The organism is Marinomonas sargassi (genome assembly GCF_025716875.1).
Classification (GTDB): domain Bacteria; phylum Pseudomonadota; class Gammaproteobacteria; order Pseudomonadales; family Marinomonadaceae; genus Marinomonas; species Marinomonas sargassi.
In genome coordinates this window covers 16,246-33,508 of the sequence record NZ_JAOVZB010000010.1, presented here as the reverse complement: position 1 = coordinate 33,508, position 17,263 = coordinate 16,246, and the positions used below count along the sequence as shown (strand labels likewise).

Genomic DNA, 17,263 nt, shown 5'->3' with positions numbered 1-17,263 from the left:
AAACACCAACTTACTTAATAAAGCGAATTGACGTGTTTGACTCTCGTGTAAGACTTCAATTTTTTTGAAAGTCTCCAGCGAGCGCCCACACAAATTATCTGATTATCTATTTTAAAGAGCGTTGCTATACCACTTGCAGCTACTTGAATCACCTAGTTACTAAATAACTAAGTAGAAGCACTGCCCGTGTCAGCGAGGGCGTATATTAAGGATCTACAGAAACAATGCAAGAACTTTTAACGCTTTATTGAAGGTTTTTAGAAATTAGTTTGTAGAACATTTTGAATCGTACGACATTTAGCCTAGCAAGCTGTAAATTAAGGAGAAAGCAACTCAATCACTATACTTAGGCGACAATACAGGAACGCGATGCGACAAGGTCATACTCTCGGTCGTAATATCGACTTTATAGGCTAAGACCTCGACCCCTTGAGCCAGCACAGTCTCAAAAGTCTCCGCATACTTTTTATCTATATAACCCGCAGGAGCCACCTCATTAATTCCCGTATGGCTGACACAAAAAACCAAAACAGCACGATGCCCTTGCTCGACCATTTTGGCCATTTCATTAAGGTGTTTTCTCCCCCTATCCGTCACAGCATCAGGAAAATACCCTCTACCATCTTCTTCCAATAAAGTGGCATTCTTCACCTCTACATAACACTGCTTTCCATCAGCATCTGACAACAGCCAATCAATACGGCTCTTTTCCCCATACTTAACTTCCGCTTTAATGTCATCATAGCCAGCCAGTTCTTTAATGACTTCATTACGAATGGCCTCGCCAACTAACTTATTTGGGTAACCCGTATTGATACAAGCCAAATAACTTTCATCCACTTCTACCAGCTCCCATGTATAAGCCAGTTTCCGCTTTGGGTTATCACTTTTCGATACCCAGACTCGTGCATTTTCTTGCTGACAACGCCTCATTGAACCTGTATTCGGGCAATGGGCAACGATTACTTCTCCCGTTGGTAGCTCAATATCCGCTAAGAAACGTTTATATCGTTTAATCAAACGGCCTTCGATCAGGGGTGTTGTAAATTTCATATTTGCTCTTCTGTACTCTATGTATCTTCTATTAAGTCGCCACAAACAAAAACGGCCCTCTCAATGCATCAAGAAGGCCGTTTTTAAAAAACTATTAAGAGGATTATTCCCACTCAATTGTTGCAGGTGGTTTAGACGAAACATCATATGCAACACGAGAGATATTCTCGATCTCATTGATGATACGACCAGAAACTGTTTCCAACAATTCGTACGGAAGATGTGCCCAACGCGCTGTCATGAAGTCGATTGTTTCTACCGCACGAAGTGATACTACGTACTCATAACGACGACCATCGCCCACTACACCAACGGACTTAACAGGCAAGAAGACAACAAAAGCTTGGCTTGTTTTCTCGTACCAACCAGAGCGACGAAGCTCTTCGATGAAAATAGCATCAGCACGACGAAGAATATCCGCGTATTCTTTTTTCACTTCACCCAATATACGAACACCTAGACCAGGGCCTGGGAATGGATGACGGTAAACCATATCATGGGGTAGACCAAGAGCAACACCTAGCTTACGAACTTCATCTTTAAACAATTCACGAAGAGGCTCAACAAGCTCCATCTTCATATCTTCAGGTAAGCCACCAACATTATGGTGAGACTTAATTACGTGCGCCTTGCCGGTTTTAGAAGCAGCCGACTCAATAACATCTGGGTAAATCGTACCCTGTGCAAGGAAGTCGATACCGTCTAACTTAGAAGATTCGTCATCGAAAATCTCAATGAAAGTATTACCGATGATTTTACGTTTTTTCTCTGGATCACTTTCGCCAGCCAACTTACCAAGGAATAAATCTTCGGCGTCAACACGGATCACTTTTACACCCATGTTATCAGCGAACATCTTCATTACTTGGTCGCCTTCGTGCAAACGAAGCAAACCATTATCGACAAAGACACAGGTCAACTGATTGCCGATCGCTTTATGAAGTAAAGCTGCCACAACAGAAGAATCTACACCACCGGATAAAGCGAGTAGCACTTGTTTATCACCAACTTGCTCGCGCATTCTTGCAATAGCGTCTTCCGCGATGTTAGCTGGCGTCCATAATGTGTCACATGCACAGATATCCACTACGAAGCGAGTTAAAATTGCACCGCCTTGAAGTGTATGCGTCACTTCTGGGTGGAATTGCACACCGTAGAAATTCTTAGCTTCATTAGCCATCGCCGCGATTGGGCAACTTTCTGTTGAAGCCATCAAAGTAAAGTCACTTGGCATTTCGGCAACTTTATCACCGTGACTCATCCACACATCTAAAGACTCAACACCATTATCCGCAACGTGGTCTTGAATACCATCAAACAATGACGCTCCGTCATGTTTACGAATTTGAGCGTAACCAAACTCACGAAGCTCAGAACCTTGAACCTTACCGCCAAGCTGCTCTGCCATGGTTTGCATGCCGTAACAAATACCGAAAACCGGTACACCTAAAGTAAACACAGCACTTGGAGCACGAGGAGAACCCGGCTCTGGCACAGATTCAGGACCACCAGCTAAGATGATACCTTTAGGGTCAAAGTCGATAACCTCCTGATCTTCCATATCAAAAGCACGAACTTCACAGTACACACCGATTTCTCGAACACGACGCGCAATCAGTTGCGTGTATTGAGAACCGAAATCAAGAATAAGAATTTTATGAGCGTGGATATCTTGCGACATTATTGGCCATTCCTTTCGCTCTATTTAGGAGCTAAAGCTCTTCAATAGAAGCAATTAATCAAAAAAGAGTAAAAGCAACAAATGAAGATGGGGCGTGTAATACGCCCCATCTAAAATCAAATCATCACGATATTAGCTAGCGTGATAGTTTGGCGCTTCTTTCGTAATTGTGACGTCATGTACATGACTCTCACGCATACCCGCACCAGTAATTTGTGAAAACTGAGTTTTCGTACGCATTGATTCAATATCAGCTGAGCCGGTATAGCCCATAGCGGAGCGAACACCACCCATCAACTGATGAACAACAGAGATCATAGGGCCTTTAGATGGCACACGACCTTCAATACCTTCTGGAACAAGCTTTTCAACACTGCTTGAATCTTGGAAGTAACGGTCACTAGAGCCTTGAGCTTGAGCCATGGCACCGATAGAACCCATACCACGGTAAGCTTTAAATGAACGGCCTTGATAAAGAACCACTTCACCCGGTGCTTCATCAGTACCTGCCAACAAACCACCAACCATGATCACGCTTGCACCAGCAGCAATCGCTTTCGCAATATCGCCAGAGAAACGTACACCGCCATCGGCAATAACAGGAATACCACGAGGGTTCATCGCATCAGCAACATTAGCTACCGCACTGATTTGAGGAACACCAACACCCGCCACAATACGAGTTGTACAGATAGAGCCTGGACCGATACCAACTTTAACGCCGTCCGCACCTGCATCCGCTAACGCAATCGCCGCTTCAGCTGTAGCAATGTTGCCACCAATAACTTGAATGTGAGGGAAGTTTTCTTTTACCCAACGAACACGATCAATAACACCTTTTGAATGCCCGTGTGCTGTATCTACTACGATCACGTCAACGCCCGCATCAGACAATGCACGAACACGATCTTCAGTATCAGCACCAGTACCAACCGCAGCACCAACACGCAAACGTCCTTCTTCGTCTTTACAAGCATTCGGGTATGTCGTTGCTTTGTTGAAGTCGGTTACCGTTACCATACCGCGCAGTTCAAATTGCTCATTCACAATCAGTACTTTTTCAATGCGGTTAAGGTGTAATAATTTACGAATTGAACCTGATGAAGCACCTTCTAATGCCGTTACCAAACGCTCTTTTGGCGTCATAATGTCTGACACTGTTTGTTCAAAATCTTTTACAAAGCGAACATCACGGCTAGTAACGATACCCACAAGGTCTGAACCTTGCACAACAGGTACACTAGAAATACTATTTGCTGCCGTTAGTTCCATAAGCTCATGAATACTGGCTTCAGGATTAATCGTCACTAGATCACGAACAATGCCGCTTTCGTATTTTTTTACTTTACGAACTTCTGCAGACTGCTCTTCAATGGTCAAGTTTTTGTGCACAATGCCAATGCCACCTTCTTGAGCCAAAGCAATCGCCATACGATGTTCAGTAACAGTATCCATAGCCGAAGAGGTTAATGGAATGTTTAATTCGATGTCTTTAGTGATGTTTGTTTTGAGGCTGACATCCTTAGGTAATACTTCGGAATAGCCGGGGATAAGCAATACGTCATCAAACGTTAGAGCTTCTTGCACGATTCGTAACATAATGGGGGGTTCCAATGCCAACAAGGGTGTTAAGATGGCAAGTAATTCTACTCCAATAGTAGCACTCGGTAAATCAAAACAATGAGAGAATCATGAATAATTTTACAACCACTGCTTCACAAGAAACTGCATTCAGCGTGTCGCAGCTAAACAAGCAGATTCAGCAACTATTGGAAGCCAGCTTGCCTTGGATTTTAGTGGAAGGAGAAATATCAAATCTTGCCAAACCGGGCTCAGGCCATTGGTACTTTTCTCTTAAAGACGACAAAGCACAAATTCGCTGCGCCATGTTCAAAGGCAAGAACAGAGCCGTGCGTTTTCAGCCTAAAGATGGCGATAAAGTAAGGTTACGTGCAAGAGTGACTTTTTATGGACCGAGAGGTGATTGCCAACTTAGTGTTGAAGGCATGGAATCTGCCGGTGAAGGCGCATTACAACAAGCTTTTGAGCGATTAAAAGCTACATTGCAGCTTGAAGGCCTCTTCGATTCATCCCATAAAAAGCCTTTACCTCAGCAACCTCAACGGGTCGCTATTATCACTTCTCCCATTGGTGCTGCAGTAAGGGACATGGTGATTACTTTTCGTCGTCGCTTCCCTATGACAGAGTTAACTATTTTGCCTTCTCTGGTACAAGGACAAGATGCAGCGAAGAATATATTAAAACAACTGCAACGTGCGGATGGAAGCAACCACTTCGATGCCATTATATTAGGGCGTGGCGGTGGTTCATTAGAGGACTTATGGAGCTTTAACGATGAAGCACTCGCAAGAGCTATTTTTGCCGCTAACACGCCAATTGTTTCTGCAGTAGGCCATGAGACCGATTTCACTATTGCAGACTTTGTCGCTGATATACGTGCCGCGACACCAACGGCCGCTGCAGAGCTACTAACACCCGATCGCCACCAGCTCATCCGACAAGTAGCACAACAAGAAAGCCAACTTGTTCGATGCATGTCACGCATCCTAGAGCAAAGCCAACAACGGCTAGACTTTACAGCGAAACGTATTCGTCACCCTAAAGAGCGCATTGCTCAACAACAGAACCAGCTTAACCAATTAGCCCATCGTCTACGCCAAAATATGCAGCACAAATTGGCAGAACAACAAACACAAAGTTCCAACCTTAACTTAAGGCTAAATAGCAACAGTCCTACTCATAGACTGAAAAGAGAAAGCCAGAAACTACAAGACATAAACAGCAGACTGTCCCGATCACTCAATGAAAACTTAAACCACAAGCAAACAGCCTTTGCTCGTATCATTGATAAACTAAATTTAGTTAGCCCGCTCAATACTTTATCTCGTGGTTATGCCATCGCATCGAAAGACCAACAAGTTATTCGCTCTATAAATGACGTAGAACAAGGTGACTCAATTCAAGTGAGAGTTCAGGACGGAGAAATAAGCTGTAGCGTAAAGTCTTAATCTATATTGGAGCATACTAAACTAATACTTTTTCGCTCCATCTATTGTGAATTTCATATTTCATTGTGCTTTTTCATATAAAGAAGGTTATGTTTAGTAACTAAACTTAATGAAAATTACTGATGCTTTCTTACCAATAAAAGCAACATCAATTGTTATAGCATCAACCTACACAAACAATTCACGACAGGCTAACTGATATGGACATAAAGCTTTCGACCAAAATCATCCTATGTTTTTCATGCATAGGGTTACTTTTTATTGGATCCTCGCTACTTAGCTATCAAAGTAGAACAAAGGTTATTAGCGGGCTCACTATTATCAATGAGTCTTCGACACCCATTGTTAATCTAGCATCTGATATTACCCAATCTGTTAAACATTCAGAGTTAATACTTCTAAAGCTACTTAACACAGAAAATCAAACAGATTTTAATCGTCTGAAAAGCCAAACCTCTAACGACAGACAAACTGCATTAACTACCTTAGATAAACTAAAATCTGCCGCAAACACCGTAGATGCAGAGTTAAAAAGCAAAATAGAACCAGACATTAACGCACTCGATTCCTCTATTGCTCAAATGTTTGAACTGAGCGCACAAATAGAAAATTATCAATCGTCTTCCATTGATCTCAGCCAGCAAGCACAAGAAATATCTAGTGAATTAACTGTTCTACGTGAAGAAGTTATGCCTTTGCTAGCCAACATCCTTATAGAAGTCGAAGATGACAATGTTATCTCCACCATCAATGAAACCAACGCTTCTATTGCCTCTGGCATTTTAGTAATAGAGCAATTGGTAAACACAAAAAACTTAGACGAACTCAATATAAATAAAGAGCGCTTTACTCACTGGCAAAACACGCACTCCAACTTATTGCCAAAACTGATATTTTCATCGGATGACAACCGCTTTAAAGCATTCGTTTCCGAGCTTTCACTACTGACACTTTCTCTTCTCGACGCAGTAGAAGGTGAAAACGGCTTATTAAGCATTCAAACTAAAAAACTCTCTCTAGAAGCCCAATCTATCGCGGCGGTGGCTACCTTAGAGGAAAGAATAGCAAATGCAGAAACAGCGACAAACGGGCTATTAAGTACAGCATTTCTTATTAACAATGATTTATCTGAAGGCCTAATAAAAGATGCAACAAGCCAAAACAGAAGCAACCTCATTATTGGCGTGGTCATCCTTGGGCTCATTGTCTTAATCTCTATTTGGATTAGCACCTTCATCAAAAAATCTATTAAGAAGTTGATGCAAGAGCTAAACGATCTATCCAAAGGCTATTTAAACAAAATCAAAGAAACTAAACGCAAAGATGAGTTTGGTGAACTTAATGAATACATGGCTAAGGTGGTCAACAATTTAAGACAAACCGTCCAAAGTATTGATAGCTCATCGCACTTTGTTGAAAGCTCAGTAGCCTCCTCGGTCGATAGTGCCCAAAGTACCCTTAATATTGTTAAACAACAGCAATCTGAAATTGATGTTGTTTCAGCAGCCCTAGTTGAAATGTCGGCAACAGCCAATGAAGTAGCGAAACATACCGAGCAAACTCACAGTCAAATCCTAGCAGCATCTGAGTTATCTAAAGAAGGTAGACAGTGCGTACAAACTAGCTACCAAAGCATCGAAACAATATCAGACCAAACAGGCGAAGCGATTGAAGTTATCCATAATCTAGATAACTCTGTGGCCAGCATTGAAAGTATTATTGATGCAATCACAGGGATTGCAGACCAAACCAACTTACTCGCGCTAAACGCGGCCATTGAAGCAGCCCGAGCTGGTGAACAAGGGCGAGGCTTTGCGGTAGTTGCCGATGAAGTCAGAATGTTAGCAACGAAAACTCAAGAAGCCACACAGGAAATCCAAGAGAAGATTTCGACTATGGTGGTTGATTCCAAACGTGCTGTTGAGGTTATGAGCAACAGCGGTGATAAAGTGAAATTCAGTCTCGAACAAGCACGTATTTCTGATGAGACTATTCTCAAATTTGCCGAAAAAATGGACGGCGTACGAGAGCTCAGCTACTTAATCGCAACGGCAGCAGAGCAACAAGCCCAAACCACTTCCGAATTAGAAAATAACCTATTGCGCATTTCCAGCCTTGTCGATGAGACAAACAATAAAGCCGAATCCGCTAAAGAAGCCGCTGTTTCCCAAATTGAAGTAGCCGAATCTTTAAAACAGAACGTTTCTAAATTTGTCATCAATGAGGCCTAACCCATGCGAACTTCTTTCTTTAAAAAATACTCAGGGCTCTTAAATACATCACTGATAACACTCACTTCAGTTGTGGCAACCAATAGCCAAGCCGTCGAACTCAACATAGCAACGGTTAACAATGGCCACATGATTGAAATGCAAAAATTAAGCAAGGAATTCGAAGCTTCACATCCAGACATCCAGTTGAAATGGCATGTTTATAATGAAGGCAGCCTGCGTATGAGAGCCATCGCCGACACCACTTCTGGTGGAGGCCGATATGACGTCCTCACCATTGGTATGTACGAAGCTCCTATCTGGGCAAAACGAGGCTGGCTTCAGTCCCTAAATTTTAGTTCATCTTATAATGTCGATGACCTTCTTCCATCAGTGAGAGAAGGCCTTTCTTATGAGGGTGATTTATACGCTGCGCCTTTCTACGGCGAAAGCTCCATGTTGATGTATCGAGCAGACTTGCTGGCTAAGGCTAACCTTAGCTTTGATCAACGACCTAGCTGGCAGCAAGTCTATGACGCTGCGAAAAAAATGCATGACCCAGAGAACCAAGTCTACGGTATTTGCTTAAGAGGTAAGCCCGGCTGGGGAGATAACATGGCACTCGTCTCAACTATGGTAAATAGTTTTGGCGGCCAATGGTTCGATATGGATTGGGCACCTCAAATCGACAGCCAACCTTGGCAAGAAGCAGTTAGTTTCTACGTGGACCTACTTTCGAATTACGGACCACCGGATTCGCATAAAAATAGCTTCAACGAAATATTAAGCCTTTCTCGAGAAGGGAAATGTGCAATGTGGATAGACGCTTCTGTAGCCGCTTCCTTTATCACTAACGAAGAGAAAAGCACCTACGCGAAAAACTGGGAGTTTGTTCAATCACCACAAGCAAAAACCAGCGCTGGTGCTAACTGGTTGTGGGCTTGGTCTCTAGCCATCCCGAAAAACACCAAAAAGCCAGACGCAGCAAAAGCCTTTATTAGCTGGGCGACATCCAAAGAATATATCGCTTTGGTTGCTAGTAAAAATGGCTGGAAGAACATTCCTACGGGTACACGTACTTCAACCTATCAGGAGCAAAACTTCCTATCTGTGGCAGGCTCTTTTGCTCAAGCGGAATTAGAAGCATTGCGTACAGCAAATCCAGATAAGAGTACATTACCGCCTTCCCCTTACTCAGGAATTCAGTTTGTTCCTATCCCTGAATTTGTTCCTATTGCAGGTAACACTGGACAGAAAATATCAGAAGCACTTGAAGGTAATATTTCTGTCAAAGACGCTTTATTTAGCTCACAAAAAACAGCGATTAGAGAAATGAAAGGCACAAATTATTAGCCTCTAAATATCGAAATAAAAAAGGTGGGCCCTAAACAAGCCCACCTTTTTTTTGTGTTTTTGATGAGTTTAGATATAAAGTACCTCACACCAATTAAGTAGCAGGGAAGTAAGAAAATGTTGACCAAAGCAGATATAGACTGGTCTCAAGAAACATTTATAGAAGGCGAAGGGTTTCCGAAAGATACGCTTGGTCGCGCGCAGTACGCACTATTTTTAACGAACTTCTTAGCCAATGAGGGCTATACACCACCTAGCACTTCTAAGGAAGTAAAACGTAATTATGTACTGAATCTCAATTCCGAATGGGGTTCAGGTAAAACCTATTTTCTAAAGCGCTGGTCAGAAGATTTAAAAGAGCATTTCCCCACTGTGTACATTGATGCATGGAAACAAGACTACTCCGACGATCCATTAATGACCGTAATTTCTTCTGTGATAAGTCAGCTTAAAGAGCAAGCAGACATAGATGAAGCCAAATCTGATTTCACCGTTCCTAAAAGAGTCATTGGCTTATTAAAAGCAGCCACGCCTGCTCTAATAAAAACATTTTCTAAAAAGTACTTTGGGGACGAAGACTTCATTGATTTAAGTGACGTGGCGGCAGATGCGGTCACACACTTGCTCGATGAACATGAGGAGAAATCGAAAGCAATTGATGATTTAAAAATTAGTGTTGCCGAATGGGTTTCTTTCATTACAGATAACCCACAAGGCAACAAGCAATACCCAGCTTTCATTTTCATCGATGAACTCGACCGCTGTCGTCCAAGCTATGCGGTAGAAATGCTGGAAACCATCAAACATATTTTCGATATTGAAGGCATTGTCTTTGTTGTCGCCACCGACACGGAGCAACTTCAACACGCGGTCAAAGCCATTTATGGCGAAGGTTTCAATGCTCAACTTTATCTTGGCCGTTTCTTTGACAGTCGTTTCAGTTTAAAAGCGCCAGACTTAAAAGGCTTTTTGGAAGCACACGTTGATCACACGAAATTATCAGGTGCTTTTTTAGACGAAAGAGGTGTAAAAATTCTGCCGCCCAACCCAGATGGCAAGGCGACTTTACGAAATATTTCCGTGGTTTTAGATGCTTTTAAAATGCAGCCAAGAACAGCCATCCAAATTGCGGATCGAGCCATAGCTATATTATCAAATATGCCTTCAGGCTCTAACATTGATCTGTTAATGCTAACGACCTTATTATGTTTTTACGAAGAAGATAGCGAACAGTTTTTGAGAATTGTTTCCGAGTTATTTGAATCAAAAAATGAAGAAAAGTTAGTAACGTACATCCAAAATCGATTTCATAAGTATAAATCCAACATCCTAGTAGAAGTAGATTTCAAGCGATATGGCGGAACACTTTACTATAATGATAATAAAGTTTATGAGGCATCATTTTTTACATACTTAATCGAGATTTTCTCATCACACTTCGATACAAATGAAACTATTGGCTTTTTCGATCAAGAACACAATGATAACCCTCCAAAAAAGAAACCTTTCTATGGTTTTAAAGAGGCTCTACAAAGTTGTAATTCAGAGGAAAGTGTAGCCATTAGCTACCTCAAAGACTTATATAATGTTGAGAAATATTCTGGTGTCATACCTGCTCAATACCAAGACTACGTCGAACTCGCTTCAGCTTTAGATTGGATTGATGGTGATTCCAGTTCCGGTGACGCTTAAATAAGTGCCTTTAAAGACAAGCACTTGGCTAGACAGGAACATAGCACAGTTCAGCGACTTTTCGCGCTTGCGCGTGGAGCGAATGTGTTATGTTCTAGCCACCCAAATCAGTCGCAATCACAACCCATATCTCTCTATTTTCTTGATTAGCCCTTGCCGTGAAATACCAAGTTGTTTGGCGGCTTGGGTACGGTTCCCTTGGTGTTTTTCTAGGGCGTTATGGATGAGGCGTATTTCCAGTTCTCGAACCTGTTCATCCAGTGTAATTTCACTGCTAGAAGAAGAGTTGCTCGCTTGCCTATTGCTTGCGATATCATCACTTGGGTAAAGCAGTTGAATGTCTTCCATAGTCATTCGCCCTGTAGGGGATATAGAAGCAACACTTTCCAAGGCGTTTCTAAGTTCCCGCACGTTACCTTGCCATGCCTGTTCACGAAACCATTGCATGGCTTCTGATGATAGTTGTAGGGTTTTCGATTGTTGTGTTTCTAAGTGTTTAAGGAACGCCTGTAATAAAACAGGAACGTCTTCTAAACGTTCTGATAAAGCCTGCGTTTCAATGTTGACGCCTTTGATTCGGTAATACAGATCTTCCCGAAAACTGCCCTCTTGCACCTTGCTCAGCAAGTCTGCGTTGGTCGCTGAAACAACTCGAATATCGATGTGTTTTTGCTCTCGCCCACCAACTGGAAAAAAGGTGCCTTCTTGCAATACTCGCAGCAGTTTGACTTGCATCGCCAGTGGCATTTCACCAATTTCATCTAGGAATAATGTGCCGCCATCAGCCAAGCTTAATAAGCCAACTTTGTCTTTTTCCGCCCCTGTGAAAGCTCCCTTCACATAGCCAAACAACTCGCTTTCCAACAAGTCCGCGGGAATTGCACCACAGTGAACAGAAACAAAGGCTTTACTCGCTCGGAGGCTCAAGTCATGCAGAGCTCTCGAAATCACTTCTTTTCCTGTGCCCGATGGCCCAGTGACTAAAACACGCACGTTCGTTGGTGCAATACGCTCGATCAAGGCGCGAATTTTTTGTGAGCTAACCGAATGACCAATATAAGAGGCCGCACCTTGGGTTTGTTGAGTAGATTGCTTGAGCTGGTTTAACTCCCTCTCCAGTGTGGTTTTGGTAATCGCTCGACGCACTACGACCGCTAGCATGTCTGGATCTATAGGTTTGGCGATAAAGTCCCAAGCCCCCAATTCAACCGCCTTTAACGCCAATTCACGATCCGCGTGACCGGTAATAATAATCACGGGGCGACCTTCAAACTCAGGCATGGCGTCTAATGTCACTTGAGGATCAAAATGCGGCGGCATAGACAAATCTAACAAGACCAAATCCGCGTCAAATTTGCCAATCGCCTCACGGGATTCTTCTAGGCTGCCAACCGCTTTGACATGGTAATCTTGCTTGGCCAACCAACGCCCTGCCAATTCTCGGAACGCAGGTTCGTCATCCACCAATAAAATTTTATTCTGCATTCTGTTGTTCCTGTTTTTCTTCTTGTGTCTGTTTATTCGGTAAGACAATTTCAAATGTCACTGGCCAACCTGTGTCTACGCGATGGAAAATACGCCCACCATGGGCGTCAATAATGCGACGTACAATCGCCAATCCTAAGCCACTGCCACCAGCGCGTTTGGTCACAAAAGGCTGAAACAAGGCACCACCTTGCAGTGTTTTATCAATCTCGGGGCCATTATTGTGTATTTGGATAATCAAGGATTCCGCTTCCAACGTCGCCTCAATACACAACCTGCTATCTGCTTGATTACGTAGAAAAGCCGTAGCGTTATCGATCAAGTTAATAAACACCTGCTGAAGACGTTGAGGGTCAGCATCTAATTCAAGTGCATCGTCTACCTGTATGTCGTAATGGATATTCTCCAATGACGATTGGGCTAATACACTGGTGATGAGTGCTCGCAACGGTGTAGGAGAACGCTGCAGGGTCAAACCACCGGAGTACACCAACATATCGCTTACCAAACGATCTGCTCGGTTTAACTGAGTTTGAATGTGTTGACGAGTTTCTGGCGGCGAATCATGGGATGCCATGGCAATAATATTCAAAGGGTTTCGCAGCTCATGGGCCACCGCCGCAGATAAGCCACCAAGCTCAACAAGGTGCTGTTCATCCAGACGTTTTCGTTCCGCTGCAGCCAATGCAAGAGACCTGTCCAACAAGCCACAACTGTTCGCATAAAGAGAAGCAAATACTTCCGCTGTTAGGCGCATCCCTGGGCTAGCGTCCTCCCAGCCGATCAGGATAAATCGCCAGCCATTTTGATCGTGTGAAAGCCTGATGGCTAAATCAGTTTTAACTGCTATATCATCACTAAATGGCATATTAATCTGAACATTTCGACGAATTTGTGCTGACAACAGTCTTTCGCCTATGGCGATAAGAGCGGGCCAATCTTGTGCTTCTTTTAAATGGCTAGACCAATTTTCTAGCACCTGTTCATTCAACATGGCACCGGGGTAAATGAGACGGGAAATTAAGCGATTCAATGGCTGGTAAATCACCGCAGTCATCACCAGAAGAAGTAAAGAATAGAGCCATAACTGCCAGCTAGGTACGTTTGCCAAGGCTTGCAGCCCCACCTGACCAGACACCACGCTGATCACAGCAATCAGACAAAAAACCACCAGCATCATGGCCAGCCAAAGCAAGGCACGGTTCGCAAAGGCGTTCACAGATAAAATCTGGTAACGCACCACACCATACACCAACAACAATAAATAGCTGGGCAATAACAGCATGGGATAAGGAAACCAGTTCATGCCGAAAGATGGGAAAACAAAACTGGTGGCGAGCAATAACCCCCACGCGCCAACGCCAAACATCGCCAAGATAGATCGCTTTTTATTGCCTTGGTGTCGATACCAACCAAATAACAAGATGCTGTGGGCAGCAACTCCTATCAATACGGTATAAGCAAGGTTCAAGATGCCAGCGTCGGTGAACACAAAAAAGGCGTCTAAATCCGCCGTGCTAATCACATCGCCACCGCCCCGCCACCAGCTTTCTAGCACCACAAAACCACTGATAACATACAACCAAGGAAGCACGTCCCGCAGCCTATCTAAAAAGCGGTTTTGCACAGGTTCAGAATTCACAAAGCATAAGGCGAAATGCAAAAAGAAAGTCGGCATCAGAGGGTTCGCCAATACAACCAATACACCAGCCAAATGGTAACCCTGTAATAACAACACATGACCCAAACACCAGATCGCCATCATGGTGGCAAAGCCTGCTAAGGCCTGTAAGTCACCTTGCTTTTGTGCTCGCCACATGAGCCATGCCGCTACAAAAAATCCGCACACACTGGACACCAACATGGCAATTTCGAAGAGTAATGAAAGCATAAGACTGTAAACCTCGTTTACACCAAAGAGATCAACAAATCGTAAACTTCTTTTACATAACAAGCAAAACTTAAATATTTTACTTATAAATCATGAGTTTAAAAACCCGCTCGAATTGGCCTATCAATTGCTATGACTAAAACAAGTCTATTGATCTACATCAATGTTTATTTACTAACGGGGCAAGCGTTATGAATACTGGTTTTTTGATGACAGAAGTCATCGCACTTTTTAGCATTATGGGTTTGGCACTCCTTCCATTAACACTTCAACAAATGCGGGCCATTAGAGTCAGGCAGAAGTAACTTCAAACAAAGCTCTCAGCTCATTACTTCTCTCTTTTCAATAGGGACCAATAAGGTCTCCTAGCATTTGAAATAACTATTTTTGCATAACCTTTTTGGAGCAACTATGGATCTCGATGTCGCTATCTTATCCCGACTCCAGTTCGCCTTTACGGTGAGCTTTCACATTATCTTCCCTAGTATCACAATCGGGCTCGCCACCTTGATTGCCATCTGGGAAGGCCTGTGGCTCAAAACACACAATCCTTATTACTTACAACTGGCGAAGTTCTGGATCAAACCTTTCGCTATTACCTTTGGTATGGGCGTTGTGTCAGGCATTGTCTTGTCATACGAGTTTGGTACTAACTTCTCGGAATTTTCTGAGATCACAGGCGCCGTTCTAGGGCCTTTAATGGCTTACGAAGTACTGACCGCTTTCTTCATGGAAGCAGGCTTTCTCGGTGTCATGTTATTTGGTTGGCAAAGGGTCGGTCGTAAACTGCATTTTCTTTCAACGGTTGTTGTAATGGTCGGCACTTGGTTCTCTGCCTTTTGGATCATAGTGGCTAATTCTTGGATGCAAACGCCCACAGGCCACAAAATTGTCGATGGTAAGTTTGAAGTAGAAAGTTGGATGGCCGTTATCTTCAACCCTTCCATGCCTTATCGACTTTCTCACATGGTTGTCGCCTCACTGATTACCGCAACCTTCGTAGTTGCTGGCATTAGTGCTTATTACTTATTGAAGAAGCAACACCTGCCTTTTGCTAAGAAAGGCTTATCCATGTGCATGTGGTTCGCCTTAGTGCTGACCCCTCTACAAACTTGGATTGGTGACATGCACGGTTTAAATGTACAAGAACACCAACCAACAAAATTGGCAGCGATGGAAGGTATTTGGCATGAGAAAGAAACCAATGTACCGCTGGTATTATTTGCGATGCCAAACATGGAAACAGAGTCCAACGATTACCAAATCGGCATACCTAACCTTGGTAGCTTGATTCTTACTCACTCTTGGGACGGGGAAGTCCAAGGTTTGAAAGCCGTTCCCCCAGAAGACAGACCTTACGTCCCCTTGGTATTTTGGTCATTCCGCGTCATGGTGGGGATTGGTGTCGGTATGCTAGGCATTGCTGCACTGGCCTTGTTACTGCGCCGCAAAGATCGTTTATTTGAAAACAAACCTTTCCTAGCCTTAGTGACCCTGTTTACTCCTTCCGGTGTGATTGCAGTGTTGGCTGGCTGGTATGTGGTCGAAATTGGCCGCCAGCCTTGGATTGTTTACAACCTAGTACGTACGGCAGATATCGTCTCTCCATTACCCGCTGAACGAGTGCTTTTTACCTTCATTATGTTTGTCATCATCTACAGCTTACTGTTTGTGGTTTATCTGTATTTTATGGGCAAGCTGATACGCAAAGGGCCACCGACAATGGCAACACTGGAAAATCAGTTAATCGGCATGAAAGCCCCAGGTTACGCCTTAGCATGGGTAAAAACCTTACAGAATAAAGAAGCACAAAATAACGAACGTCAACCCACAGAACAGGGAGTTGCATAATGGACTTAGCTTTTTTCTACTTCCTCGTTTTAGGTTTTGCCATCTTTATGTATGTTTTGTTGGATGGCTTTGATTTGGGTATAGGCATTCTTTTCCCATGGTTTGACCAAGCTGGGGAAAAAGATCATCTAATGCGTTCTATTTCCCACGTGTGGGATGGCAATGAAACTTGGTTGGTCTTTGGCGGTGTGATTCTATTTGCGGCCTTTCCTGCCGCTTATGCTGGTATCACGTCCACCTTTTACTTACCGATTATGCTGATGCTGTTCGCTTTGATTTTCCGTGGTGTCGCCTTTGAATACCGCTTTAAATCCGACACCTCTCGGCCTTACTGGGATTTTGCTTTTAGTGCAGGTTCTGCCATCGCAGCGTTTTGCCAAGGGATGCTTCTTGGCGCTGTAGTGCAAGGGGTTCCCGAAGGGAGTAACAGCCTATCAAGCCTACATTGGTTAACCCCATTTTCTGTCGTAACAGGTTTTGCTGTTATGGCTGGTTATGCCCTATTGGCCGCTTGCTACCTCTTCATGAAAAGCCGTGGCAGAGTTCAAAAGCATGCTGCAAAATTAGGTAAGCATTTGCTCATTATCACACTGTTCGCCATGGTGGTTGTCAGCTTATGGACTGTGATTGGCCAAGCAGAAATACGTGAACGCTGGTTTACGGATTACAACTTTCTACTTTTATCGCCTTTACCAATTCTAACCATCATTGTGGGTGTACTCGCTTGGAAAGGGTTAGATGCTCACGATGAAAATGATCAGACAAAAAACCATGAAAGCCGCCCTTTCTGGTATTCCGCTGCATTATTTTTGCTTGGGTTTGCTGGCTTGATCATTGGCCTATTCCCTTACCTAATTCCGCGTCAATTGACCTTTTGGCAGGCCGCTTCGCCAGATTCCAGCTTGCTATTCCTACTGCCCGGTGTGTGTATTTTTGTCCCGTTAATTTGTGCTTATACGATTTGGGGCTATCGGGTCTTTGCGGGGAAAGTCGAAGATTATCAGGAGGGATATTAACT

At 43.5% G+C, this 17,263-nt stretch carries 11 protein-coding genes; 6 read left to right on the top strand and 5 right to left on the bottom strand.

The window, feature by feature from the left end; translation table 11 throughout:
* Positions 1–333: 333 nt before the first annotated feature.
* The 3 genes from sfsA to guaB all read right to left on the bottom strand — a co-directional run bounded on the left by sfsA (position 334) and on the right by guaB (position 4,333).
* Positions 334–1,053 carry a DNA/RNA nuclease SfsA gene (gene sfsA, locus OFY17_RS14845; RefSeq protein WP_263531518.1) on the bottom strand — a complete coding sequence of 240 codons (720 nt, stop codon included), beginning with the start codon at positions 1,051–1,053 and terminating at the stop codon, positions 334–336.
* 103 nt (positions 1,054–1,156) lie between these two features.
* Complete coding sequence (gene guaA, locus OFY17_RS14840) at positions 1,157–2,734, bottom strand: glutamine-hydrolyzing GMP synthase (RefSeq protein ID WP_263531517.1); 1,578 nt, start codon at positions 2,732–2,734, stop codon at positions 1,157–1,159.
* A gap of 132 nt (positions 2,735–2,866) precedes the next feature.
* Positions 2,867–4,333: an IMP dehydrogenase gene (gene guaB / locus OFY17_RS14835; RefSeq protein ID WP_318013701.1), complete on the bottom strand. Its 1,467-nt coding sequence runs from the start codon at positions 4,331–4,333 to the stop codon at positions 2,867–2,869.
* A gap of 92 nt (positions 4,334–4,425) precedes the next feature.
* Between guaB and xseA the strand changes: the two genes are divergently transcribed.
* The 4 genes from xseA (at position 4,426) to OFY17_RS14815 (ending at position 11,018) form a co-directional block, all read left to right on the top strand.
* The gene (gene xseA, locus OFY17_RS14830) at positions 4,426–5,763 is read left to right on the top strand and encodes an exodeoxyribonuclease VII large subunit (protein ID WP_263531516.1); all 1,338 of its coding nucleotides are present in this window, start codon (positions 4,426–4,428) and stop codon (positions 5,761–5,763) included.
* Between the two features lie 200 nt (positions 5,764–5,963).
* The gene (locus OFY17_RS14825; RefSeq protein WP_263531515.1) at positions 5,964–7,994 is read left to right on the top strand and encodes a HAMP domain-containing methyl-accepting chemotaxis protein; all 2,031 of its coding nucleotides are present in this window, start codon (positions 5,964–5,966) and stop codon (positions 7,992–7,994) included.
* A gap of 3 nt (positions 7,995–7,997) precedes the next feature.
* Positions 7,998–9,326, top strand: coding sequence for an ABC transporter substrate-binding protein (locus OFY17_RS14820; protein WP_263531514.1), 1,329 nt, complete (start codon positions 7,998–8,000; stop codon positions 9,324–9,326).
* Positions 9,327–9,443: 117 nt separating this feature from the next.
* Positions 9,444–11,018 carry a KAP family P-loop NTPase fold protein gene (locus tag OFY17_RS14815; protein WP_263531513.1) on the top strand — a complete coding sequence of 525 codons (1,575 nt, stop codon included), beginning with the start codon at positions 9,444–9,446 and terminating at the stop codon, positions 11,016–11,018.
* 117 nt (positions 11,019–11,135) lie between these two features.
* On the opposite strand, the gene OFY17_RS14810 is transcribed toward OFY17_RS14815, so the two are convergent.
* Together OFY17_RS14810 and OFY17_RS14805 are read right to left on the bottom strand one after the other, a co-directional pair.
* Positions 11,136–12,503 (bottom strand): sigma-54-dependent transcriptional regulator, encoded by a 1,368-nt coding sequence (locus tag OFY17_RS14810; RefSeq protein WP_263531512.1) that lies wholly within the window; start codon positions 12,501–12,503, stop codon positions 11,136–11,138.
* Positions 12,493–14,394, bottom strand: a complete 1,902-nt coding sequence (locus OFY17_RS14805; RefSeq protein WP_263531511.1) for a sensor histidine kinase — start codon at positions 14,392–14,394, stop codon at positions 12,493–12,495. Before OFY17_RS14805 ends, OFY17_RS14810 begins: the two co-directional genes overlap by 11 nt.
* Positions 14,395–14,805: 411 nt before the next feature.
* Here OFY17_RS14805 and OFY17_RS14800 point away from each other — a divergent pair, with 411 nt between their 5' ends.
* A complete protein-coding gene (locus OFY17_RS14800) occupies positions 14,806–16,245 on the top strand; it encodes a cytochrome ubiquinol oxidase subunit I (RefSeq protein ID WP_263531510.1) in 1,440 nt (479 codons plus the stop codon).
* Positions 16,245–17,261, top strand: coding sequence for a cytochrome d ubiquinol oxidase subunit II (cydB, locus tag OFY17_RS14795; RefSeq protein ID WP_263531509.1), 1,017 nt, complete (start codon positions 16,245–16,247; stop codon positions 17,259–17,261). Before OFY17_RS14800 ends, cydB begins: the two co-directional genes overlap by 1 nt.
* Positions 17,262–17,263: the final 2 nt, after the last annotated feature.

Coding starts and splice junctions, on each gene's coding strand:
- sfsA (WP_263531518.1), bottom strand. CDS start 1,053: ATGAAATTTACAACACCCCTGATCGAAGGCCGTTTGATTAAACGATAT.
- guaA (WP_263531517.1), bottom strand. CDS start 2,734: ATGTCGCAAGATATCCACGCTCATAAAATTCTTATTCTTGATTTCGGT.
- guaB (WP_318013701.1), bottom strand. CDS start 4,333: ATGTTACGAATCGTGCAAGAAGCTCTAACGTTTGATGACGTATTGCTT.
- xseA (WP_263531516.1), top strand. CDS start 4,426: ATGAATAATTTTACAACCACTGCTTCACAAGAAACTGCATTCAGCGTG.
- OFY17_RS14825 (WP_263531515.1), top strand. CDS start 5,964: ATGGACATAAAGCTTTCGACCAAAATCATCCTATGTTTTTCATGCATA.
- OFY17_RS14820 (WP_263531514.1), top strand. CDS start 7,998: ATGCGAACTTCTTTCTTTAAAAAATACTCAGGGCTCTTAAATACATCA.
- OFY17_RS14815 (WP_263531513.1), top strand. CDS start 9,444: ATGTTGACCAAAGCAGATATAGACTGGTCTCAAGAAACATTTATAGAA.
- OFY17_RS14810 (WP_263531512.1), bottom strand. CDS start 12,503: ATGCAGAATAAAATTTTATTGGTGGATGACGAACCTGCGTTCCGAGAA.
- OFY17_RS14805 (WP_263531511.1), bottom strand. CDS start 14,394: ATGCTTTCATTACTCTTCGAAATTGCCATGTTGGTGTCCAGTGTGTGC.
- OFY17_RS14800 (WP_263531510.1), top strand. CDS start 14,806: ATGGATCTCGATGTCGCTATCTTATCCCGACTCCAGTTCGCCTTTACG.
- cydB (WP_263531509.1), top strand. CDS start 16,245: ATGGACTTAGCTTTTTTCTACTTCCTCGTTTTAGGTTTTGCCATCTTT.